The organism is Saccharopolyspora galaxeae (genome assembly GCF_016526145.1).
GTDB lineage: Bacteria > Actinomycetota > Actinomycetes > Mycobacteriales > Pseudonocardiaceae > Saccharopolyspora_C > Saccharopolyspora_C galaxeae.
Genome location: NZ_JADDUE010000001.1, coordinates 165,119 through 187,694 on the forward strand (window position 1 = coordinate 165,119; position 22,576 = coordinate 187,694).

The 22,576-nt window shown below is 70.8% G+C and carries 19 protein-coding genes and 1 tRNA gene; 8 read left to right on the top strand and 12 right to left on the bottom strand.

Translation table 11 applies throughout. The annotated features are described in order from the left end of the window. Nucleotides 1-73: 73 nt before the first annotated feature. Genes pknB through INP57_RS00755 form a run of 7 tightly spaced genes read right to left on the bottom strand, consistent with a single transcriptional unit; the run spans nucleotide 74 to nucleotide 9,762 of the window. Nucleotides 74-2,053 (bottom strand): Stk1 family PASTA domain-containing Ser/Thr kinase, encoded by a 1,980-nt coding sequence (pknB, locus tag INP57_RS00725; protein ID WP_200068051.1) that lies wholly within the window; start codon nucleotides 2,051-2,053, stop codon nucleotides 74-76. Further along, nucleotides 2,050-3,648, bottom strand: a complete 1,599-nt coding sequence (locus INP57_RS00730; RefSeq protein WP_307849831.1) for a protein kinase domain-containing protein — start codon at nucleotides 3,646-3,648, stop codon at nucleotides 2,050-2,052. The genes pknB and INP57_RS00730 overlap by 4 nt, the downstream gene beginning before the upstream one ends. 3 nt (nucleotides 3,649-3,651) lie before the next feature. Continuing rightward, entirely contained in the window at nucleotides 3,652-5,103 is a 1,452-nt protein-coding gene (locus INP57_RS00735; RefSeq protein WP_200068052.1) for a peptidoglycan D,D-transpeptidase FtsI family protein, read from the bottom strand. After that, nucleotides 5,100-6,509 (bottom strand): FtsW/RodA/SpoVE family cell cycle protein, encoded by a 1,410-nt coding sequence (locus tag INP57_RS00740; protein ID WP_200068053.1) that lies wholly within the window; start codon nucleotides 6,507-6,509, stop codon nucleotides 5,100-5,102. Before INP57_RS00740 ends, INP57_RS00735 begins: the two co-directional genes overlap by 4 nt. Next, nucleotides 6,509-7,945 (bottom strand): PP2C family protein-serine/threonine phosphatase, encoded by a 1,437-nt coding sequence (locus tag INP57_RS00745; protein ID WP_200068054.1) that lies wholly within the window; start codon nucleotides 7,943-7,945, stop codon nucleotides 6,509-6,511. Before INP57_RS00745 ends, INP57_RS00740 begins: the two co-directional genes overlap by 1 nt. Beyond that, a complete protein-coding gene (locus tag INP57_RS00750; protein ID WP_200068055.1) occupies nucleotides 7,942-8,406 on the bottom strand; it encodes an FHA domain-containing protein FhaB/FipA in 465 nt (154 codons plus the stop codon). The genes INP57_RS00745 and INP57_RS00750 overlap by 4 nt, the downstream gene beginning before the upstream one ends. A 51-nt stretch (nucleotides 8,407-8,457) precedes the next feature. Next, a complete protein-coding gene (locus tag INP57_RS00755; RefSeq protein WP_295142127.1) occupies nucleotides 8,458-9,762 on the bottom strand; it encodes an FhaA domain-containing protein in 1,305 nt (434 codons plus the stop codon). Between the two features lie 222 nt (nucleotides 9,763-9,984). Here INP57_RS00755 and INP57_RS00760 point away from each other — a divergent pair. Beyond that, nucleotides 9,985-10,067: transfer RNA gene (locus INP57_RS00760), tRNA-Leu, on the top strand. Between the two features lie 241 nt (nucleotides 10,068-10,308). Then, the gene (locus INP57_RS00765) at nucleotides 10,309-10,791 is read left to right on the top strand and encodes an HD domain-containing protein (protein WP_307849832.1); all 483 of its coding nucleotides are present in this window, start codon (nucleotides 10,309-10,311) and stop codon (nucleotides 10,789-10,791) included. Between the two features lies 1 nt (nucleotide 10,792). Here the strand turns inward: INP57_RS00765 and INP57_RS00770 are convergent, their stop codons facing one another. Further along, nucleotides 10,793-11,023 carry a hypothetical protein gene (locus INP57_RS00770; protein ID WP_200068057.1) on the bottom strand — a complete coding sequence of 77 codons (231 nt, stop codon included), beginning with the start codon at nucleotides 11,021-11,023 and terminating at the stop codon, nucleotides 10,793-10,795. Between the two features lie 158 nt (nucleotides 11,024-11,181). Here INP57_RS00770 and pcaD point away from each other — a divergent pair, with 158 nt between their 5' ends. From pcaD to INP57_RS00790, 4 genes are all read left to right on the top strand, one after another. Further along, nucleotides 11,182-11,967, top strand: coding sequence for a 3-oxoadipate enol-lactonase (gene pcaD / locus INP57_RS00775; protein WP_233626539.1), 786 nt, complete (start codon nucleotides 11,182-11,184; stop codon nucleotides 11,965-11,967). A gap of 132 nt (nucleotides 11,968-12,099) precedes the next feature. Further along, complete coding sequence (locus INP57_RS00780) at nucleotides 12,100-12,882, top strand: IclR family transcriptional regulator (RefSeq protein ID WP_200068059.1); 783 nt, start codon at nucleotides 12,100-12,102, stop codon at nucleotides 12,880-12,882. Between the two features lie 263 nt (nucleotides 12,883-13,145). Then, nucleotides 13,146-13,775: a hypothetical protein gene (locus tag INP57_RS00785; protein WP_233626540.1), complete on the top strand. Its 630-nt coding sequence runs from the start codon at nucleotides 13,146-13,148 to the stop codon at nucleotides 13,773-13,775. Between the two features lie 61 nt (nucleotides 13,776-13,836). Beyond that, nucleotides 13,837-14,493, top strand: coding sequence for an SDR family oxidoreductase (locus tag INP57_RS00790; RefSeq protein WP_200068061.1), 657 nt, complete (start codon nucleotides 13,837-13,839; stop codon nucleotides 14,491-14,493). 38 nt (nucleotides 14,494-14,531) lie between these two features. On the opposite strand, the gene INP57_RS00795 is transcribed toward INP57_RS00790, so the two are convergent. Beyond that, nucleotides 14,532-15,848 carry a D-arabinono-1,4-lactone oxidase gene (locus INP57_RS00795; RefSeq protein ID WP_200068062.1) on the bottom strand — a complete coding sequence of 439 codons (1,317 nt, stop codon included), beginning with the start codon at nucleotides 15,846-15,848 and terminating at the stop codon, nucleotides 14,532-14,534. A 96-nt stretch (nucleotides 15,849-15,944) separates the two neighbouring features. Between INP57_RS00795 and INP57_RS00800 the strand changes: the two genes are divergently transcribed. Next, on the top strand, nucleotides 15,945-17,156 hold the full coding sequence (locus INP57_RS00800) for an amino acid deaminase/aldolase (RefSeq protein ID WP_200068063.1): 1,212 nt from the start codon (nucleotides 15,945-15,947) through the stop codon (nucleotides 17,154-17,156). Here INP57_RS00800 and INP57_RS00805 read toward each other — a convergent pair. Continuing rightward, a complete protein-coding gene (locus tag INP57_RS00805) occupies nucleotides 17,126-17,704 on the bottom strand; it encodes a TetR/AcrR family transcriptional regulator (protein ID WP_200068639.1) in 579 nt (192 codons plus the stop codon). The two genes, INP57_RS00800 and INP57_RS00805, sit on opposite strands and share 31 nt — an antisense overlap. A gap of 962 nt (nucleotides 17,705-18,666) precedes the next feature. On the opposite strand from INP57_RS00805, the gene INP57_RS00810 reads away from it, so the two are divergent. After that, the gene (locus INP57_RS00810) at nucleotides 18,667-21,603 is read left to right on the top strand and encodes an L-tyrosine/L-tryptophan isonitrile synthase family protein (protein WP_200068064.1); all 2,937 of its coding nucleotides are present in this window, start codon (nucleotides 18,667-18,669) and stop codon (nucleotides 21,601-21,603) included. A 326-nt stretch (nucleotides 21,604-21,929) separates the two neighbouring features. On the opposite strand, the gene INP57_RS00815 is transcribed toward INP57_RS00810, so the two are convergent. Both INP57_RS00815 and INP57_RS00820 read right to left on the bottom strand, forming a co-directional pair. After that, entirely contained in the window at nucleotides 21,930-22,268 is a 339-nt protein-coding gene (locus tag INP57_RS00815; RefSeq protein WP_200068065.1) for a hypothetical protein, read from the bottom strand. A gap of 13 nt (nucleotides 22,269-22,281) precedes the next feature. Next, nucleotides 22,282-22,566, bottom strand: a complete 285-nt coding sequence (locus INP57_RS00820; protein ID WP_233626543.1) for a hypothetical protein — start codon at nucleotides 22,564-22,566, stop codon at nucleotides 22,282-22,284. Nucleotides 22,567-22,576: the final 10 nt, after the last annotated feature.

Here is a 22,576-nt window from a genome sequence, read left to right on the forward strand (position 1 = left end):
ACCCGGCCGAGCGCACTAGGCACGCAAAAAGGCGCCGCCGCGACCCTGCGCGACGGCGCCTCGAAACTTCCGATCAGTCGAACGGCGGGAGCAGCCCACCCGTGGTCGGCGGGTTGCTGCCGCTCGGGCTGAGGTCGTACTCGCCGATCTGCAACGTCACCGACTGGTTCTTGCTGATCTTCTGACCGGCCGACGGTGAACTGCCGAGCACCTTGTCGTCCATGCTCGTGTCGTTGGTCGGCGTCTTCTGCTCGTTGATCGAGCCGTTCCAGCCGAGCTTCTTGAGCTCGGCTTCCGCCTCTTCCTTCGACTTGCCGGTCAACGATGGCATGGTCAACTGGGCGCTGTTCGAGACGACCAGGGTGACCTCGGCGTTGCGCTTGACCTGCGTGCTGCCGCTCGGGTTCTGGTCGATCACCTGGTTGCCGGGCTGGTCGGAGTCGCGCTCCTGGCGCTTGACCTTGAAGCCCGCGCTCTCCAACGTCGCCTTCGCCTGCTCGTAGGGCAGGCCGACCACGGTGGGCAGCAGCGTCTTCGGGATCTCGGCACCGATCGTCACGTTGATCGTGGTGCCCTTGGCCACGGAACTGCCCTTGTTGTCCCACTCCACGATCCGGCCGACCAGGCTGGAGTCCTCGACCGGGGTCTCCTTGTCGTCCAGGCCGATGCTCAGCCCGGCCTGGGCCAGCAGCTGGGCTGCCTCGTTCTTGCCCTTGCCGTAGATGTCCGGCACCTGGACCATCTCGGGGCCCTTGCCCTCGCAGAGGTTGATCCGCGTCTGGCTCTTGAGCACCATCGCGCCCGGCGGCGGGTCCTGCTTCATGACGTGACCGACCTGGTCCGCGGGCGAGAAGCAAGGGGACGTGTCGAAGTGCCATCCCTGCGAGTTGAGCTGCTCGCGCGCTGCGGCCATCGTCATGCCCTGCACCGGTGGCACCGCGACCTGCTTCGGTTGCTCGGGCCCGCCGAAGATCCCGGTCGCCAGCCAAGCGACCAGCGCGAACACCGCCACGCAGGCGAGCGTCACCAACGCGATCAGCCAGTTCCGGCGGCCCCTGCCCTGCGGCGGGTCGTCGTCGACGACCGCGGTCGTGCCGGTGGGACGGTCCCCGGAACGGTGCCTGCCCGGGGTGAACACCTCGGTGTTGGCAGGCGGGGGAGCCATCATCGAGGTGCGCTCCTCCTCCGACATGACCATCGGAGCCTTCGGGCGCTGCCCGGACAACACCCGCACCAGGTCGGCGCGCATCTCGGCGGCCGACTGGTAGCGGTTGGCCGGGTTCTTGCTCAACGCCTTGAGCACCACCGCGTCCAGCGAAGCGGGCACGGTCTGGTTGACGTCCGAAGGTTTGCGCGGATCCTCCCGCACGTGCTGGTAGGCCACCGCCACCGGCGAGTCACCGGTGAACGGCGGCTCCGAGGCCAGCAGCTCGAACAGCACGCAACCCGATGCGTACACGTCGGAGCGGGCGTCCACCGACTCGCCGCGCGCCTGCTCCGGGGACAGGTATTGCGCCGTGCCGATCACGGCGGCGGTCTGCGTCACCGCCGCTTGCCCGTCGGCGAGCGCGCGGGCGATGCCGAAGTCCATCACCTTCACCGCGCCGGAGCGGGTGATCATGATGTTGGCCGGTTTGACGTCGCGGTGCACGATGCCGTGCCGGTGGCTGAAGTCCAGCGCAGCCGAAGCGTCCGCCATGACCTCCATGGCCCGGCGCGGCGTCAGCGGGCCCTCGGTCTTGACGATGTCGCGCAGCGTCCGGCCGTCCACGTACTCCATGACGATGTACGGCAGCGGCCCGTTCTCCGACTCCGTCTCACCGGTGTCGTAGACGGCGACGATCGCCGGGTGGTTCAGCGCCGCGGCGTTCTGCGCTTCCCGGCGGAAGCGCAGCTGGAACGTGGGATCGCGGGCCAGGTCGGCGCGCAATACCTTGACCGCCACGTCGCGCCCCAGCCGGATGTCCCGGCCGCGGTGGACCTCCGACATACCGCCGTACCCGAGGTTGTCCCCGAGTTCGTAGCGGTTGGAGAGAAGTCGCGGTGAGCTCATCGATGCGTCGTCCCGATCCTTGTCAATGATCGTCCCATCATGCCGACCCGCAGTCCGCTGCCGATCGCCGCCGGATGGTGGCGCCGACCTGCGTGGTGTGTTCCCGTTCCGGCTGTTCCCGTCCTGGTCGGTCCGACGGCGGGAACGATTCCGAACGCCGGCCGCGAAGGCTCCGGTGACCGGCTCCCGGCGCCCGCACGGCGCGCGCGGTCACGACCGGAATGCCGTAGCGCAGTCTGTCTGATCCATCCCGAAGAATCCAGGAGCCTCAGCTCGTCGGCGCACCGACGCGGGTCCACGCGAGTGGCCCCCATCGTTGCAGAGCCGACTGCCGCGGTTCCCGGTACCGCCTTCGGAGTTGCGCCGGTGCGCACGGCCTCGATTCGACGCCGCCACCCCATCGCACCGAGCAGCGGCGAGCCGGCGGCGACGGCCATCGTGCCGGGCATCAGCAACCAGCTCAGCCAGCCGATCAGCACGACGACGATCACGCCGAGCAGCGCGAGCACCACCCACAGCGCGGCCCGGGAACGGCGCTGCGCGGAAGCCTGCACCGGGATTCCCGAAGTCGGGGGCCCGGACTGCTGGGCGGCCGCTGGCAGCTGCACCGACCCCGGGGGATATGTGCCGCCGAGCTGTCCGCCGGGAAGTGCGGGCTGCCCGACATGCAGCGGGGGCACGCCTCCGGAGGGTGCCCCCACGTTCCTCGGTGGTGGTTGCTGCGGCGGGATGCCCAGCGCCGCAGGCGTCGGTAGCGGTAATCCGGCCCGTACCGCGGCCACCGCGGCGGCGAACTCGCCGCCCCCGCCGTAGCGGCGCCGGGGGTCCTTCACCAGCGTCGCTTCGAGCAACGCCCGCACCCCCGGCGGCACGTCCGGCGGCAACGGCGGCGGTAGCTCGCGGATGTGCATCATCGCGACCGTGACCGCGTTGTCCGACAGGAACGGGCGATACCCCTTCAAGCACTCGTAGCCGACCACCGCCAGCGAATACACGTCGCTGGAGGGGGTCGCGTCACCGCCCAGCGCCTGCTCCGGGGCGATGTAGTGCGCAGTTCCCATGACCATTCCCGAACGCGTGACCGGCGCGGCATCCGCCGCCTTCGCGATGCCGAAGTCGGTGAGCTTCACCGTGCCGGTCGGGGTGATCAGGATGTTGCCGGGCTTCACGTCGCGGTGCACCAGGCCACGCTCGTGCGCGGCCTGCAAGGCGTTGCCCGCCTGTTCCAGCATGTCCACGACGTGCTCCGGGGCGATCCGGCCCTCGCGGGCCAGCACCGCCGCCAGCGGCTCGCCCTCGACCAGTTCCATCACCAGGTAGGCGGTGTCCTCCGGCCCGTCCGGGATCGCCGCGGTTTCGCCGTAGTCGTGCACGGCGGCGATCCCCGGGTGGTTCAGGGAGGCGGTGGTGCGCGCTTCGGTGCGGAAGCGGTGCAGGAACTCGGCATCCCCGCACAACTCCGGCTTGAGCACCTTGATCGCGACCGTGCGGTCCAACCGGACGTCGACGGCTTCCCACACCTCGCCCATTCCACCCACGGCGATCCGCAGGCCCAAGCGGTACCGCTCGGCGAGCAACTGGCCGGAGGTCAGCACTGATCAGCCACCTCCCTGCAAGCCCGCGCGGATCACCTCGCGGCCGATCGGGGCGGCGATCGAACCACCGGTCGCCTCGGCGCCCTCGTCGCCACCGTTCTCGACGATGACCGCGACCGCGATCTGCGGGTCCTCAGCGGGCGCGAACGCCACGTACCAGCCGTGCGGCTTGTCGCCCTCGTCGCCGTGCTGGGCGGTGCCGGTCTTGGAGGCGATGTCGACGCCGGAGATCTTGCCGGAGCCCTTCGTGTACTTCTCCGACTGCAGCATCATGTCCTTGATCTGCCGAGCGGCGTTCGCGGACACGGCCTGGCTCATCTGCTCCGGCTGCAGCTGGTCCATGACCTCCATGTCCGGCGCCCGGGTGCTCTTGACCAGCTGCGGCTTCATCAGCTTGCCGTCGTTGGCGATCGCGGCGGCCATCATCGCGTTCTGCATCGGGGTGACGCGCACGTCGCGCTGGCCGATGCCGCTCTGGTACAGCGAGGCGGGGTCGGACATCGGGCCGAGGTCGGACTTGGCGACCTCCATCGGGATCTGCAGGTCCTTGCCGAACCCGAACTTGCCTGCGGTTTCGCGCAGCTTGTCCGCGCCGACCTTGCCCGCGACCTCGGCGAACGCGGTGTTGCACGAGTGCGCCAGCGCCTCGGTCAGCGTCCCGCCCTTGCAGGTGTTGCCGCCGTAGTTCGGCAGCTGCGTGTTCGTGTTCGGCAGCGTGATCGACGAGTCGCGGGTGACCGGGCTGTTCGGCTGGTAGCCGCTGTCCAGCGCGGCCGCCGTGGTGATCAGCTTGAAGGTCGAACCGGGCGGGTAGATCTCGGAGACCGAGCGGTTGCTCATCGGCGAGCCCTCGGCGTTCTCCTGCGCCTTCCAGTGCTTCGCGGCGACGTTGCGGTTGTGCGAAGCCAGCGGGTTCGGGTCGTAGGAGGGCGCGTTGGCCATGCTCAGGATTTCGCCGCTCTTCGGGTTCAGCGCCACCACCGAGCCTTGGTAGCCCTTGCTGGTGAGCTGCTGGTAGGCGGTCTCCTGCATGGCCGAGTCGATGGTCAGCTCCACGTCCCCGCCCGCGGGGTCGCGACCGGTGATCATGTCCGAGAGCCGCCCCAAGGCCATGCTGTCGTCCGAGCCGTTGAGGATCTTGTCCTTGGCCCGTTCGATGCCGTTGGAACCGTGGGAGGCGGAGTAGAACCCGGTCACCGGCGCGTACGCCGGCCCCTTCGGGTAGGTGCGCAGGTACTTCAGCTCGTCCGGGGTCTCCACCGAGTTGGCCACGGACTGCCCGCCCGCGATGATCTGCCCGCGCTGGTGGGAGTACTCGTCGTAGATCGTCCGGCGGTTCTGCGGGTGGTCCCGCAGCTCACCGGCCTGGATCACCTGCACGTAGGTGACGTTGCCCATCAGCAGCAGCACCATCGCCATCATGGCCATCGCCACCCGGCGCAACGGCTTGTTCATCGCGGACGCTCCACCAGCTCGGTATGTGCTTCGGCGATCGGCGCCTGCTGCTGCTTCGGCTTGGCCGGAGTCTGCGGTCGGCGCGCCGCGTCCGAGATGCGCAGCAGGAACGCGATCAGGATGTAGTTCGCCAGCAGCGAGGAACCGCCGTACGCCAGGAACGGCGCAGTAAGGCCGGTCAGCGGGATCAACCCGGTGACACCACCGGCCACCACGAACAACTGCAGGGCGAGCACGAACGACAGCCCGCCGCCGAACAGCTTGCCGAAAGAGTCGCGCACCGCCAATGCGCTGCGCAGACCGCGCATCATCAGCATCAGGTACATCATGAAGATCGCCATCAGGCCGACCAGCCCGAGCTCTTCACCCAGCGACGTGACGATGAAGTCGCTGAACGAGAACGGCACCCGCTCGGGGCTTCCGTTGCCCAGGCCGGTCCCGCCGATGCCGCCGTAACCGAGGCCGAACAGCGCTTCCCGGAGCTGGTAGACGGTGTCGTCCTCGCTGAGCGGATTCAGCCAGCCGTTGACCCGGTCCTGCACGCGGCCGACCAGCTGGAACGCGAGGAAGGCACCCCCCGCGAACAGCGACAGGCCCAGCACCACCCAGATCGCGCGCTCGGTGGCGATGTAGATCATCACCAGCACGATGCCGAAGAACAGCAGCGACGTGCCCAGGTCCTTCTCCAGCACACCGATGCCGATCGCGGCCGCCCAGGCCACCAGGATCGGCATCAGGTCGCGCGGTCGCGGCAGCTCCACGTTCAGGAACTTGCGGCCGGCCGTGGTGAACAGGTCGCGCTTGGACACCAGGAACGACGCGAAGAAGACCATCAGCAGGATCTTGGCGAACTCGCTGGGCTGCACGCCCAGCGGACCGATCTTGATCCACAGCTTCGCGCCGTTGGCCTCGGAGATCGCGCTCGGCAGCACGCCGGGCAGCGCCAGCAGCGCCAGACCGACGAACCCGCAGGTGAAGCTGTACTTCGCCAGCAGCCGGTGATCCTTGACGAAGATCAGCACCAGCAGGAACAGCACCAGGCTCAACGTGAGCCACACGATCTGCCGGATCGTGTAGCTGCTGCCCGATGCGATGTCGATCCGGTGGATCATCACGATCCCGAGCCCGTTCAGCAGCGCCACCAGCGGCAGGATCAGCGGATCCGCGTACGGCGCCCACTTGCGCACCGCGAGGTGCGCGCCGCCGAACAGGGCCAGGTACGCCGCGCCGTAGTAGAACAGCTGGCGCGTGACCGTGTTCTCCTGGCTGATCTCCACCAGCATGATCGCGACCGTGACGATCGCCGCGGAGAACACGAGCATGGTCAGCTCGGTGCCCCGGCGGGTGTTGCCCCGCGGAGCCGGAGCCGACCCGTGGGTCTCGGAGGCGGCTTCCGGCTGTGCCATCAGCTCACCGTCCGGCAGGTGACACCGGGAGTCTGCTGCACCGAGACCAGCGGGGTGTCGGTCGGCGACGGCGGCGGGCTCGGCGGTGACGGCGGCTGGCCCGGTGCGGTGGACGTCGCCGGGGCGCCCGGAGGCGTGCTCCCGGGCGCGGGGTTGTCCGCCGGTGGGGGAGTGGGCTGCTGCGGCGGTTCCGGCTTCGGCTCCTCGCACTGCGGCAGCAGCGAATTCATCCGCAGCCGCCGCATCGACTCGCGAGCCGCTTCCAGCCCGTTCACATCAGTGATCCCGCTGCGCACGTCGGTCCGGCGCGCCTCCTGCAGGTCGTTGATGCCGATCGGCTTGCAGTCGGCCGCCGAGCCCTGCGGGCAGGAGTCCTCCACCTGCCAGCGCAGCGACACGCCCAGCGCACTTCCCTGCAAGCCCTGGAAGATCACCACGTCGTCGGCCTGGTTGACGCCGATGTAGTACTGGTTGAGCACCCACCAGCGCCCCACCAAGGCCGCGATGACCAGCACCGCCAGCACTCCGCAGGTCACGAGCAGCGCACGCAGCCGGCCTCGCCGGTGCGTGCGTTGGTCAGGAGGGGGGGATGTGTCGTACCGCTGCTGCGGCTGCTTCGGCAGCGTCGCCGCGCTGGCGCGGGCGGCCGAAGAGTCCGGCTGCGGATCCTCCTCTCCGACTCCCGCGGCGCCCCCGACGATCGGGGCGTCCTCGCCGAATTCGACGTCCACCACGTCGGCGACGATCACCGTGACGTTGTCCGGGCCGCCGCCGCGCAGCGCGAGCTCGATCATCCGATCTGCGCACGCCTGCGGGTCGGCGATCCGCAGCGCCTCGGCCATCGTCTCCTCGCTGACCGGGCTGGTGAGGCCGTCCGAGCACAGCAGGTAGCGGTCGCCCGCACGGGCCTCGCGCACCGCCAGGCTCGGCTCCACCTCGTGGCCGGTCAACGCCTTCAGCAGCAGCGAGCGCTGCGGGTGGTTGGCGGCCTCCTCTTCGGTGATCCGGCCTTCGTCGATCAGCGACTGCACGAAGGTGTCGTCGTGGGTTATCTGGGAAAGCTCGCCGTCGCGCACCAGGTAGGCGCGGGAGTCGCCGATGTGCACCAGCCCCAGCTTGCTGCCCGCGAACAGCACCGCGGTCAGCGTGGTCCCCATCCCGTCCAGGTCGGGATCGTGCGAGACCAGCTCGGAGATCGCACCATTGCCGGACAGCACTGCCTGCCGCAGGTGCCCGAGCAGGTCGTCGCCGGGTTCGTCGTCGTCCAGCGGCGCCAGCGCCGCGATGACGACCTTGCTGGCGACCTCACCGGCGGCATGGCCACCCATGCCGTCCGCGAGGGCGAGGAGTCGTGGGCCGGCATAGACCGAGTCCTGGTTGTTGGAACGAACCAGGCCGCGGTCGCTGCGGGCTGCGTAGTGAAGGACGAGGGTCATGAGCGCAGCTCGATCACCGTCTTGCCGATTTTGATCGGAACGCCGAGCGGGACCTTGGAAGCTCCCGTGACCTTCGCCCGATCGAGGTATGTGCCGTTAGTAGAGCCTAGATCTTCCACGTACCAGTCGTTGCCGCGCAGCGACAACCTCGCGTGCCGGGTCGACGCGTAGTCGTCGTCCAGCACCAACGTGGAGTCGTCGGCTCGGCCGATCATGATCGGCCGCCCTTCGAGCGAGATGCGCGTGCCCGCCAGCGGGCCGTGCGTCACGACCATCTGCCGTGGCGCCTTGCTCCTGCCGCGGGCCTGCTTGCTCGACGTCTTACCCGCCCCCGGCATCGACACCCGCATGCCGGAGGCGGAGTACAGATCGGAACGAACCACGCGAAGCGCGGCCAGCACGAACAACCAGAGCAGGGCGAGGAACCCTGCTCTGGTCAGCTGAATAACCAGCTCTGGCACTTGTTGTGAACGCTCCTACTCCGTCGTCGGAGCCAGGCGACCGGGAACCGGTCAGCCCTGGCTGCGGAACACCAGGGACGAGTGGCCGACGCGGACCACGTCCCCGTCCGCCAGCTGCCAAGTCTGCACCGGCGTGCCGTTCACCGTGGTGCCGTTCGTGGAACCGAGGTCCGCCAGCATCGCCGACATGCCGTCCCAGGTGATCTCGATGTGCTTGCGCGAGACGCCGGTGTCGGGCAGCCGGAACTGCCCCTCCTGGCCGCGGCCGATCACGTTGGAGCCGTGCTGCAGCGTGTACGAGCGGTTCGATCCGTCGTCGAGTTGCAGCGTAGCGGTCAGCTGGCGCTGGTCCGGATACCCCGGAGCGTTCGGCGGGTAGCCACCGGGCTGGCCGAAGCCCTGGTCGAAACCGGGCTGCGGCTGGCCGAAGCCCTGGTCGTAGCCCGGCTGCGGCGGCTGGCCGAAGCCCTGGTCATAACCGGGCTGCTGGCCGTAGCCGGGGTCGTAGCCCTGCGGCGGCTGCGCGTAACCCTGCCCGTAGCCCTGGTCGTAGCCCGGCTGCTGCGGGAAACCGCCAGGAGTGCTCGGCGGGTAGCCCCCGCCCGGCTGCGGCGGCTGGCCGTAACCCGGCTGCGGCGGCTGGCCGTAGGGGTCGTAGCCGGGCTGCGGCGGCTGGCCGTACCCGTAACCCTGGTCGTAACCGGGCTGCTGGCCGTAGCCGGGCTGCTGGCCGTAGGGGTCGTAACCCGGCTGCGGCGGCTGGGCGTACCCGGGGGCCTGCTCGTAGCCCGGCGGCTGCTGCCCGTAGCCGGGCTGCTGGCCGTAGCCGTAGTTGGGGTCCTGGCCGTACTGGTTCTGCCCGTAGCCCTGGTCGTAGCCGTACTGACCCTGCTGGCCGTACGGATCTCCCTGGGGATAGTGGCCTGGTGGCTGGCTCATGGGTCGGTCTCCTGCGGTACGAGGGGTGGCCGTCCGACGTTTTACATCGGGGTCGACGGACGACTTGATACGAAACTGTCCCGTGTGCAGCGTCTCAGAGCGCTCCAGGGAGACTACGACGTCACCATATGTGTCCCACCCCTGCTCTGTGAGGTGCTCCTGAACGCAGTCGGTGAGGAGGTCGATAACCCGGTCCTCATCACCGGCGAGCCGCTCGTGATCCGACGGGCTCAGCAGCACGGCGTAGTGGTTGCACGCCAGCAGCCTGCCACCCGCGAGCTCGCGCAACTGCATGTCGGCTTCCCGCTGCAAGTCCTGCGCGACCTCTTGCGGGACGACCTTCCCGCCGAACACACGCGCGAAGCCATTGCCGACCATGCCTTCGAGCCTGCGCTCGAAGCGCTGCACGAGGCCCACGACAATCCCCTCCACACGTACGACTCCGACGACCATCGTATCTGGGTCAACGGGGCGGGACACCGCCCAGTTCCCAACTCGTCGACCCCCTGCCGAAAGTCGTTTGCCGCGTGGTGCTAATGTTCTTCTCGCCAGCACGACGGCGGGCCGGTACCAACCAGGTGCAGCGGACCCCCGGTGCGAACGGTCGGAGCGGGCAAGATAAGCTTCGGACCGAGCCACGGGCGAGTGGCGGAATGGCAGACGCGCACGGTTCAGGTCCGTGTGTCCGGAAGGACGTGAGGGTTCAACTCCCTCCTCGCCCACTCGAAAAGGCCCTCGGCTGCTGCGCCGGGGGCCTTTTCTCGTCGTATTAGTTGGGGGACTGAGTCCCCCAAGCCCCCTGCGGTGCGGCTGGGCGCGTTTCGCGGGCTCCTTGCGATTGGGACGGTTCCCGGTCTGGGTGGGGGACCAGCCTTCGGCGGTCCTGGGGGACCGGCCTTCGGCGGTCGGTGGGGGTGCTCTGGTGGGGTTTTCGGGGGTGAGACTTTCCTCAGCTTTGGACGGGTGGGGAAGGTCATGGTCGCGGTGCGGGTAGAAGGTGGCGTTGTGCTGGGTTTGGTCGAAGTCGAAGAGGTGGCCCGGAAAGCGCACGCCGGCCAAGTGGACAAGGCCGGTCGGCCGTACGCGGAGCACCTGGCGGCGGTCGCGGCGGGGGTCATCTCCGCCGGCGGCGACGACTGCCAGATCGCTGCCGCCTGGCTGCACGACGCGGTCGAGGACGGCGCGGTCAGCCCGGAATGGCTCGCACGCGCGGACCTGTCGGAGCGCACCAGGAGCATCGTGCTCGCCTTGACCAGGCGCGATGGGGAGGATCAAGCCGAATACGCCCGGCGGATCCTGGCGACTCCCGGCGCACTGCTGGTCAAGCGATCGGATCTCGCGCACAACGCCGACCCGCAGCGGCTCGCCGAACTGGATGCGGCGACCGCGGGGCGGCTGGCCCGCAAGTACGCCGAAATGCGGGAGTTGCTGGGAATCGGGAGCTGACTCAAGCGTTCCAGGTGACTTCGCACGGTTGGTGCGGCCGGACCGCCGACGTGCACTCCGGACAACGCTGGATGATCGACTCGGCGTGTCCGCCGCCCGCGAACGGGATCTTGATCCAGCGGTTGCAGACGGTCGGCAGCAACTGGCCGCCGGGGAACGTCCCGGGTGCGAACTCCACCGCGTGGCGCACTCGCGCACCCGGTCCGACCAGCCAATACACCGTTTCGCGCATAGCGCCTCCCCACGCCGCGGTCCGGTTCGGACACGCTAACGGCGCGACCCGCACCTCCACAGGTATCGGTCGAGTGAACTGAACAGTTTCGGATAGTGCCCGCGGGCATGACCGGCCCGGCCGCGGGTAAGCCGTCGACGACGGAGAAAGGAGCCGGTTTGCGCAGTTGGGAAGAACTGGGTCTGCACGCCGAGGTCGAAGGCCCGGCGGACGGTCCCGCGCTGGTCCTGTCGAACGCGCTGGGAGGCACCCGCGAGATGTGGGGATCGCAACTCCCTGCCCTCACCGAGCACCACCGCGTGGTGCGCTACGACCAGCGCGGTCACGGCTTTTCGCAGGCGCCGCCCGGCCCCTACCTGCTGGAGGACTTGGCCGAGGACGTGCTCGTGCTGCTGGACCACCTGGAAATCCGGTCCGCGTCGTTCGCGGGTTCCTCGCTCGGCGGCATGATCGGGTTGTGGCTGGCCGCGCACGCCCCGGACCGGATCGGCACGCTGACGGTGTGCTGCACGTCGGCCTGGCTGGACGGGCGGGAGACCGAGCTGGACCGCGCGCGTGCTGCGCGCGAGCACGGCACCAACGAGCTGGTCTCGCCGACCATCGAGCGCTGGTTCACGCCGTACTTCCGCGAGCACCACAGCGTGGAGACCGCCGATTACGCGGCGATGATCGCGGGCACCGACGACGAGGCGTACGCGCTGTGCTGCGAGGTGATCGCGCACGCCGACCTGCGCGCGGACCTGCCCGCGATCAGCGCGCCGACGCTGGTGATCTCCGGCGCGGACGATCCGGCGACGCCGCCGGAGCACGGCGCCGCGATCGCGGACGGCATCGGCGACAACGCCCGCCTGGAAGTACTGCCGCACGCCGCGCACCTCGCCAACGTCGAACGCGCCGCGGACTTCGACCGGTTGCTCACCGGGCATCTCGCCGTCCGGCCGTGAACTCGCCGGGAAACCCGGTGCCCGCGTCGGAATCCGGGTCTTGGCCGGGGGCGGGGACTGTGCTGGGCTGGACCTTGCGCGGGCGGAGTTGATCGGGTGACGCCGTCCGGTGGTTTCGCCGCGGGAGGTTCGATGGCGGGCAACAGCCGGGATGCCGGGCGGTCGGTGACGGCTCGCGCGTTGAGCGTGCTGACCGCGTTCGACCTCGAGCACAGCCGGCTGACGCTGACCGCGATCGCGCGGCGCGCGGGAATCCCGCTGGCCACGGCGCACCGGCTGGTCGGTGAGCTGGAGCTTTGGGGCGCGCTGCAGCGCGACGCCGACGGGCGCTACGCGATCGGCCTGCGGCTGTGGGAGATCGGGATGCTCGCGCCGCTGAACACGAGCCTGCGCGACGCCGCGCTGCCGTTCATGCAGGAGCTGTGCGAGACGACGCGGGAAAACGTGCACCTCGCGGTGCGCGATCGCTGGGATGCCGTGTACGTGGAGAAGCTGACCGCCCCTCGATCGGTGTCGATCGTTTCTCGGACGGGTGGCAGGTTGCCGTTGCACAGCACCGGAGTCGGCAAGGTGCTGCTGGCCCACGCGCCGGCCGTCGTCGTGCACGAGTACTGCGAGCACGGACTTGCCCGGCACACCCCGTACACGATCACCGAGCCCGGGCGGTTGGGCCGTGAGCTGCACGCGGTGCGCAGCCGGGGGTTCGCGCAAACGTCCGAGGAGATGACGCTCGGTAATTGTTCGGTGGCGGTGCCGCTGCGGGCCGGGGACGGGGCCGTGATCGCCGCGCTCGGGCTCGTCGCACGCAGCGTGCGCGCCGAGCCTTCCAAGCTGGTCAAGCCGTTGCTGCCGGCGGCGGAGGCGATTCGCAGGCGGCTGCTGGAACAGGCTGGGGCGCACTCCGGAGTGGGCTGACCGGCGATCGGCGCAGGAAGGCTGACGCCCCTTCCGTGCGTCACCTGATTGGCCGCACCGCCGGGCTGAAGTCGGCCAACCGCTCACCGACCGGTCACCGACCGCCCAGCGCCGCCGGTCGCAGGAACACCGCGACGGCGCAGAGGAAACGGCCGGGACCTGTTTTAGTCGAACTGCCCGGCCGGGATGCACATCCGCCGGGTGCGCAAGCGCTTTTTCGCGGACGGTCAGCGCATCGAGGGAGGCGGGGAGCCGTGACCGGAATGCCGGGACGTACCACGGTCGACAACGAGGTCCGGGTCTGCTCGGCCCAGGTGCGGTCGCCGCTCGAATTACCGGCCTCCATCGGCAAGCTCTCGACGCTGGCCGCGGACGCGCTCGGCTGGGCGGGCAGTGTGCTGCCGCCGGTCAAGATGCTGGGCAGGCACGTCGTCCCGGTGGCCGAGCTGGTCCCGGACGCGCACGCCGAGCGGCTGTGCTTCGGCAGCGAGCCGGTGCTGGACCGGGCCGAGATAGCCACCTGGGTGTGGCCGGAGATGGACGGGCGGGTACCGCCGCCCGGAGCGCACCTGGCGGGGATGCTCGCCCCGGCGCGGCACTGGCGGACCGCGCTGACGGCCGCGGTGCCGTTCGCCCGGTTCACCAGCACCGCGATCGTGGTGCCCAAGAGCGTCACCGACGCCAGCGACTTCATGTCCACCTGCCTGATCCGGGCTCGGCAGTTCGGCGTGGCGGTGCTCAGCGCGGACTCGGAGAACGTGCAGGTCCAGCTGCCGGGCAGGTCGTTCGCGGACGCGCCGCCGATCGAGCACACGGCCGTTTCCCGCTGGGTCAACGAGGTCGTCTACCAGCAACTGCTCTGCGCCGAGGCGCCGGCGCCTTCGCGCAGCTGACGCAGCCGCAGCCGAGCCCGATCTGTGCGCGCTGCCGCGGTGCGGTCATAGGGTGCTGGTCATGCGAGTCGTGGTAGCCGGAGGACATGGAAAGATCGCCCGACACCTGACGCGTCGGCTGGCCGACCGGGGTGACGCGGTGACCGGGTTGATCCGCAATCCGGAGCACGCCGACGACCTGCGCGCGGACGGCGCGGAACCGGTGGTGCTCGACTTGGAATCGGCCGATGCGGACACGCTGGCCGGTCACCTCGAAGGCGCTGATGCCGCCGTGTTCGCCGCGGGCGCCGGTCCGGGCAGCGGCGTGGCCCGCAAGGAAACCGTCGACCGCGGCGCTTCCGCGCTGCTGGCGCGCGCCTGCGAGCAGGCGGGCGTGCGGCGGTTCGTGCAGGTCAGCGCAATCGGTACGGCGAATCCGAACCCGCCGGACGTGGGTGAGGTGTTCGGCGCGTACCTGGATGCCAAGCGCGCCGCGGAGCAGGATCTGCGCGAGCGGGACCTGGATTGGACGATCTTGCGTCCCGGCATCCTCACCGATGATCAGCCCACCGGGCAGGTGTTGCTGACCACGGAGCTGCAGCGGGCGGAGATTCCGCGCTCGGACGTGGCCGCGGTGCTGGTCGCGCTGCTGGACGAGCCGAAGTCGACCGGCCACGCGCTCACCTTGATCAGCGGTGCGACTCCCGTCGCGGAGGCGGTTCGCGCGGTCGTTTCCTGAAGCTCGGGTGAGCGGGCCGCGCGAATGGCGCGGTTCGCTCACCCCGGGCCGAGGACCCGGGCCAGGTAGGGATTCGCGAACAGGCCGCCCGGGTCGAGTTCGGTCCGCAGTCGGCGGAAGTCGTCGAAGCGCGGATAGCGCTGCTGCAACGCGGCCGCGTCCAGCCGGTGCAGCTTGCCCCAGTGCGGCCGCCCGCCCACCGAGTCCACTATGGACCAGAAGGCGTCGAACCAGGCGCGGTGCGGCATCCCGGCGAACTGGTGCACCGCCACATAAGCCGTTTCCCGCTGGTGCGCGGTGGACAGCCAGATGTCGTCGGCAGCGGCGACCCGCACTTCGACCGGGAACATCACGGGGTCGGCGAGCCGGTCGGCGGCGGTGCGCAGGGCGGTGAGCACGCCGGGCAGCTCGGCGCGCGGGATCGCGTACTCCGACTCGACGAAGCGCACCCGGCGCCGGGTGACGAACACCTTCCGCGCGACGTCGCTGTAGTGCCGGGCCGACCAGGTCGCGGCGCAGAACCGGTTGAGCGGCCGGACCAGGCCGGGCCACGCGCGGCCGAGGTGGCACACCGCGCCGAAGGCCCGGTTCTCCATCAGCTCGTACTCGAAGAACTCGCGCACCCGTCCCAGCGGCTCGGGGTGCCGACCGGCGGGCAACCGGTTGTTGCGCTTGACCAGCGTCCGGCGGCTGTGCGGGAACCAGTAGAACTCGAAGTGGTCGTTGCCATCGGCCAGCTCGTCGAACCGCGCCAGCACGTCGTCCAGCGGTTCCGGGCGCTCATCGGCTTCCAGGTCGAACGCGGGTACGCAGCGCAAGGTCACCTTGGTCAGCACACCCAGCGCGCCCAGGCCGACGCGGGCGGCGGCGAACAGCTCGGGGTTCTCGGTGGCCGAGCAGCGGCGCAGCGTCCCGTCGGCGAGCAGCAGTTCGAGTCCGGCCACCTGGGTGGCCAGCCCGCCGAGCGCGGCTCCGGTGCCGTGGGTGCCGGTGCAGATCGCGCCTGCGACGGTCTGCCGGTCGATGTCGCCGAGGTTCGGCAGCGCGAGTCCGAGTTCGGCCAGTTCCCTGTTGAGCCGGTGCAGCGGTGTGCCTGCGAGAACGGTGACGTGCGGTGGGCAGGCGTGCTCGATGCCGCTCCACTGGCTCAGGTCGAGCGCGAGCGCGCCGTCTGCGGGCGCGCCGACGCCGGTGAACGAGTGCCCGCTGCCCAGCGGCCGGACGGTGCGCCCGCCGCGCGCGGAGGCGATCAGCAGTTCCGCGGCGTGCTCGGGATCGCGCGGCCGGGCGGTCGCGGCCGGGTCGCGGCTGACCGTGCGCGCCCAGTTCTGCCAGCCCGGGGTCGTTCGGGACATCCGCGTCCTCCTCGCTCGCGCGGATCGAGCCGCGCTGAGCCAGAAATTATGTGAAAGAGATTCACTTAACAACCCCCTTCGCTTACGGTGTGTCAGGTGGCGAGCAACCGCACCGCAGCATCGGCCCGCGCTGCCGACCTGGACCGGGCGACCGGCGAACTCGACCCGCCGTTCGCCGTCGCCGACCTCGAAGCCTTCCGGCGCAACGCCCGCGATCTGGCCCGCCGGGCGCACGGCACCCCGATCCGGATCGCGACGAAGTCCGTGCGCTGCCGCGAACTGCTCGAGCTGGCGCTGGCCGAACCCGGATACGCGGGGTTGATGGCTTACAGCCTGTCCGAGGCGCTCTGGCTGCACCGGGTGGGCACCAGCAACGACATCCTCGTCGCCTACCCCACCACCGACCGCCGAGCGTTGCGCGAGCTCGCCGCCGATCCGGCCGCGGCTGCCGCGATCACGATCATGGTCGATTCCGCCGACCACCTCGACCACGTCGATGCCGTGACCGGCTCGCGCCGTCCGGACCTGCGGATCTGCCTGGAACTGGACGCTTCGTGGCGGCCGCTGCCCGGCGCGCACGTGGGAACGCGGCGCTCCCCGGTGCACGGAGTCCGCGCAGCGCGGCGGCTCGCCGAGCACGTCGAACGCCGCAACGGTTTCCGGCTGGTGGGGATGATGGCCTACGAAGGCCAGATCGCCGGGCTCGGCGACGCCCCACCCGGTCGTCCGCTGGCAGGCCGGGTGCTGCGCTGGATGCGCCGCCGGTCCGCCGCGGAACTGGCGGAACGCCGCGGCGAAGCGGTGGCCGCGGTGCGCGGCGTCGCGCCGCTGGAATTCGTCAACGGCGGCGGAACCGGCAGCCTGGAGATCACCGGCACCGAGCGGGCGGTCACCGAACTCGCCGCGGGCTCCGGGCTCATCGGCCCGACCTTGTTCGACGCCTACAGCACGTTCCGGCCGCAGCCCGCCGTGCTGTACGCGCTGCCGGTGGTGCGCAAGCCCGCCGGCCGATTCGCGACGCTGTTCGGCGGCGGCTACATCGCCTCCGGACCGACCGGGCCGAGCCGGGCGCCGAGCGTGCACCTGCCGCCCGGGCTGCGCCTGACAGCGGCCGAAGGCGCCGGTGAGGTGCAGACCCCGGTCGCCGGGGCGGGCGCGCGCGGGTTGCGGCTCGGTGATCGGGTGTGGCTGCGGCACGCCAAGGCGGGCGAGCTCGCCGAACGGTTCACGCACTACCACCTCGTCGAGGGCGGCACGCTGCTGCGCAGCGCGCCGACCTACCGCGGCGAGGGCATGTCGTTCGGCTGACCCGGCGGCAACCGGTTGGCCAGGTAGCCGCGCACCAGCTCCTTCGCCTCGCTGACCAGCTCGGCGTCCCCGGCGGCGTCGCGGCGGAACGCGAGGTTGAGCACCGCGTCCGCGGCCTCCACCGCGACCGACAGCGGAAGTTGCAGCTGCGAGCCTTCCAAGTCGAATTCCCTGGCCAGCAGCTCGGTCAGCTTCTCCGCGATCACCGCGTTGTTGTCCTGGGTGTCGTCCAGCAGCCGCAGATCCACCACGTCGCCGAAGTGCAGCCGGCTGAACGCCGGGACGTCGCGGTGCATGGTGATGTAGACGTCGATCACCGTGTCCACCGCGTCCCACCAGTGCTGCAGGTCGGCGGTGGTGAACCGCTCGGAGATCGCGGCGACGAAGCGGTCCAGGTTGCGCTGCGTCAACTCCTGCACGACCGCCCGCTTGTCCGGGAAGAACTGGTACAGCGAGCCGACCGCGACACCGGCGCGTTCCGCGATCAGCGTGGTGGTCACCCCCTCGTAGCCGAGCTCGTCGATGAGCTCGGCGCAGGACTCCAGCATCTTCTCCACCCGCTGGGTGCTGCGCTGCTGTACGGGCCTGCGGCGGAGGGGGGCGACTTCGGCGGGCAAGGCGACTCCTTGATCACATGTGCGGACCGTCGCGGGCTGGACGTCGGCGGTGCTGACGATCCCGCTGCGGAGGGTCCCGGTGGCCGGCCCGGACCCCGCGTGCTCGGCATCCTGGCGGCCACGAGTGGCGCTTTCACATCTTCCCAGCAACCGGGACCCGTCCGGCTCGCTGGATCTCTTCAGCTCCCGGGCGGTTCCAGCACCGCCAGGTGCGGCCGGCCGGCGGCCGCGCAGCTGGTGAAGCGGCGTGCGCGGATGGCCGGACGCTGCCGTGGCGGCTGGGCAGGCGGTCGGTCTGACTGGTGCGTCCAGATTCGGCCGATCACGTGCAGTGTGCCGCTCGCGCCGGTGCGGCGGGGCGGGGACATGCCGGGGCCGGTGTCGACCGAAGGGGTGGCTTCGCGCGGCCGCGTCCCGCTCGGTGGAACACCTGTGCCCGCGTCAGGCAATTACCGACATAGTGTCGCAGGTCACCCTGGATGGGTTGGAGTTACTGCGTGGCGTATGCATTCGGTCACGTTGCTGGCGCACATAGTCACTATCTAGCGTGAGGCGAAGCCTCCCGGGTCGCCAACTGGTGTGAGGCGGAACGTCCCGAGCTGTGACGGAAAGGTGATCGTGAGCTACTGCGGCGTCGCGCCCCGTTCTCCCCGTTCCCGAATGCCCTGCACCCCGGGGAACGCCGCCGTCCGGCAGGTCCACCCGTCCCCACCGTCCAGAGAACTCGCCGCGGGCACTTGCCGCCCCGTCACCGGGGGCGTCCCCGCGCACCACCAGTTCGCCCGGTGACCGCGCGAACGCCGGTCTCCCGGCCGGTCCCGACACCGCGAACAACACCGGAGCAGTCCCGCCGCGGCCTTTGGGCGCCGTTGTGCGCTTCGGAAGCGGACGCGATGTTGCAAGCAGGCGGCTACACCGAGCGCGTCCGCTGGTCCGCGGGTGAGCTCCGGCTGGTCGGTTCCCGCGGCCGGGGAGTGCCGCTGGGCGCCGAACCCGCCTGGGCCGACCTGTTTCGCGCGCTGGTCCGCTGCCGGTCCAGGCGCACCCGGCACGATCCGCGTTGGCTCCGGCGGCTGAGCAGGCAACTCCCCGGGCCGGCGCCGGATCTTCCAGCAGCGGACGGTTTCGCGGCAGTGGTGCGCACGGATCCGGTGCTGCGGATGCACTGCGCGGTGCTCGCCGCTCGCGCGGAGCACGCGGAGCCGAGTCCGCAACACCCGGAGCACCCCGGCGGAACCATCGCGGCCGGGTCGCGCGCGCTGGTCGAACCTGGCCCGGACGGTGCTCCGGCGTTGCTGAAGCTGCTGGTGGACAACCGGTTCGAGCACCGCGAGCACGAGTTCGGGTTCTTCCTCGAGCGCTTCGTGCGCCCGGCGGTGCGCGCTTTCCGCATCGCACTGGAGCAGCACCGCGCGGTGCTGTTCGCGGGCGAGGACGCGCGACCCGCCTTCGAGCTCTCACCGGAACTCGCGGTCACCGGCCGAGTCGTGGCCACCGGCGTGGTCGCGGACGCCCACCCGGTCGCCGTCGCGCGCGGTGCGCGGTCGTTGCGCGGTGCGCTCGACGAACTCGGCGCCGCTTTCGACCGCATCGGATACCGGCCGTTCGCCGCGGAATCCGCGCGCGCGGGGATCGAACGGGTGCTCACCGAGGAGTTCCGATACCTGCAGCCGCGCACCGCGCGGCTGCTCGGGTCGGTTGCGCAGTTGCGGCCGTTCGCGCACACCGTCGAGTCCGAACAGGACGAACTGCTCCGGCACGTGCTGCACCAGGTGCAGGAGCGCACCCGGAAACGGCGGTGGGACCGCTCGTTGCCCCAGCCCGCGGTGGTGATCGACCTGGACCTGTGCGGCATCGTGCCGTTGCGCCGCACCGTCGAAGCCACTCGCGCGATCGCCGGGCCGCGGCCGGGCGCACCGGAGGGCATACCGGAGCTCGCCGGCCCGGACTCGCTGCCGGTGCTGCCGACCTGCGCCGAAGCCACCTGGCAGCGGTTCGTCGAGCTCAGCGGGCTCGGCGCGCAGTATCCGGCGGTGGACTGGCCAGCGGTGCACACCGAGTTCTCCCGCGCTCTAGCCCGACCCCGGGAACTGCTGCGCACCGACGTGGTCAACGCGGGCCTTGCCCGGTTCGCGTGGGACGTGCGCGACGCGGGCGGCCAGGTCGTGTTCTGCACCGGACGCGACGAGCAGTTGCGCGAGCACACCGACGCGGTGCTGGCGGCCGCGGGCGTGCCGACCGCTCCGCTGCTGTGCATGCCGGACGGGAAGGCCGAGGCACTACCGGAACTGCGCGAGCTCGACGTGGTCGCGGTGTTCGGCGACCAGCGGGAAGGCCGGATCGCGCTGGGCGAGGCGTTCCCCTCCGCGTTGACCATCCGCGTGCAAGTCCCCGGACTGGTGGCCGAACGCGAACAGCCGCACGCGCAGCGCGCGATCGCGACGTTCGAGACGACGCCGCGCGCGCCCGCGCCCGGTCCCCGGTTGTCGCACACGCACTCGCTGGAGGAACTGCAGATCGGCGAACTGCGGGCGAACCGGTCCGCGCAGGACTGGGCCGTCCGGCTGGACCACGCGGAATCGCTGGAGCTGGTCCGGTCGGTGCGTGCCGACGCCGACCGCGCCGCCGACCGCCTCGCGAGCAGCGCGCGCAGCACCTTCGCGCTCGACGAACCCGGAACGCAGGAGCAGCGGGTGGAACGCACCTTGCGGGCGCTGCACCACGTGCTCACCCGCAAGCAGTTCCGCAAGGGGGCGCGCGCGAACTACCAGGTGGCCGACCTGCGCCGCGACGCCGAACCGTTCGTGCGCGGCGACCAGCCGATCGACGTGGTGCTGCTGGGCTTCCCGGTCAAGCAGCACCTGAACGGGCTGAAGGCCTCCGGGCCGCTGCCGGACCTCGCCGAGCTGGGCTCGCTGCTGCGGCTGCGGGAGATGCACCGGGCGGCGAGCGCTGTGCACCCGCCGGGGCTGCGGTTCCGCATCCTCACCGACGGCAGGCACTTCCGGCCGCGGCCGGCGTCGATCACGGGTGCCTACGTCCGGAAGCTGCGGGAGTACGCCGAACTGGCAGGCATCGCCGAGGCTTGCGCGATCGAAGAGGTGGACGCGGCCGCGGCACGCAGGATCGGCGGCGACCTGACCGCCGAACGCGCGGTCCGCGCCGCCCGCTACCGGCGGCTGCTCACCGAGGCGTTGCGGGGCCTGGACATCACCGACGACCCGCTGCGCACCTTGGACAGCGCGCACGCGCGAGCGTCCGAAGTGGACGATTCGGTGGCGCCCGCGCTGGTGTTGTTCCGGGAAATGCTGATGTCGCTGGTGTACTCGGTGCCGCTGCCGGTGCCCTCCGGGATGCGGCGCGGCACCTGGGCGCGGCTGGTGTATTCGGACGTCTACGACCTCGCGGGCAGCGCGGTGCCGCCCGCGGTGCGGCAGGCGCGCGCGGACGTCCTGCGCCGAGCCTGGCACATCGTGATCCGCTACCTGGCCACGCTGCGGGTCGACGAGGAGCTCGGGTACGAGGAGATGTTCCCGAACCGGATCCGCCTCACCGTCAGCGCCGCGCGCCGCGGGCGGTGCGGGTTCACCTACCTCGGCGGTTCCGGCCTGTTGCCGTGGCAGGGGACGGGGGCGGTGGATGCGCGCGGAACGGTGGGTGCGGACTTCGCGGTTTCCTTGCAGGACCAGGGATTCGTGCCGGTCTACTCCGCGCTGCTCGGGCCGCGCCAACCGTGGTTCGCGGTGCCCGCCGGGTGCACCGTTCCCGGGCGCGGGGAGGTGCGGCTCGATCCCGAACTGGTCGCCCGGGCGCGGCTAAGGCGCAAGTAGCGCGTGGTCGTGCGAAATAGAAAGGCCCCGGCGCCCATCCGGGGAAACGGACGCCGGGGCCCCTCGTCCACTCCGGTCCCCTTCGGGGATAGGGGACCGGAGCCGTTGGAATCCGCGAACCGGTACCGGTCGGGGGAGGGGAGTTGCTCAGCACCGGCCCGCGGAAGACTGGGATGTCCACTGTGGAGTTTTTCCTACGTGGTGGCCGGCGACCACGCCGTGGTCGGGGGAGCACGGCGGAGTGCGCCGGCCACCAGGCGGTTGCTCGGCGGCGATCCGGTTCGGGGAGGGAGTGGTGCTGACCGGACCGCGCCGAGGCCGCCGGCCTAGGGCACCGGCGCGGCCGGGCGCAGCTCGTGCGCCGGGCGCTGGTGCCTGGCGGGACGGGGTGCGAGGGCACCGGCGACCAGGTGCTCGTAGGCCGAGCGCCACACCGAGCACGGTGCGCTGCGGGGGCGCCATCGGGTCGAGCACTCCGTGCAGTTGCCCTTGTCGTCGGTGTCGTGAGCGGCCAGCAGCGTTCGCCACCCCTCGGTCAGCCGAGGGAGCTCGGAACGCGCCACGGACAGCAGGGACGGGGCGTCCGCGCGGTTCGCCAGCTCGCTCAGCACGTCGAGCCGCTCCCACACCGCGTTGCGCAGCACCTGACCCAATACCTCGTCCACCGAAACGTCACCGTCACTCTCTCGCCTGCTCAGCGGCCTTCCGCAGTGCGTTGCTCAACTCGCCGACTCCGTCGGTCGACAGCACCACGGTGCGGCCGGGCGGTCCGACGAGAACCACCCTGTCCCGGTTGACCAGCACGGTGAGGTAGCGGCGGATGTGCAGCACGTCGCGGCACAGCACCCGCCACCAACGGCGGCGGCCGGCGGTTCCGGACTCCGGTCCGGCCTGCGCGGGCACCGGGACGCTGCCGGTGGGCTCCGCGCCGGACCGCGGGTCCGACTCCTTGATGCCGTCCACTGCCGATCGG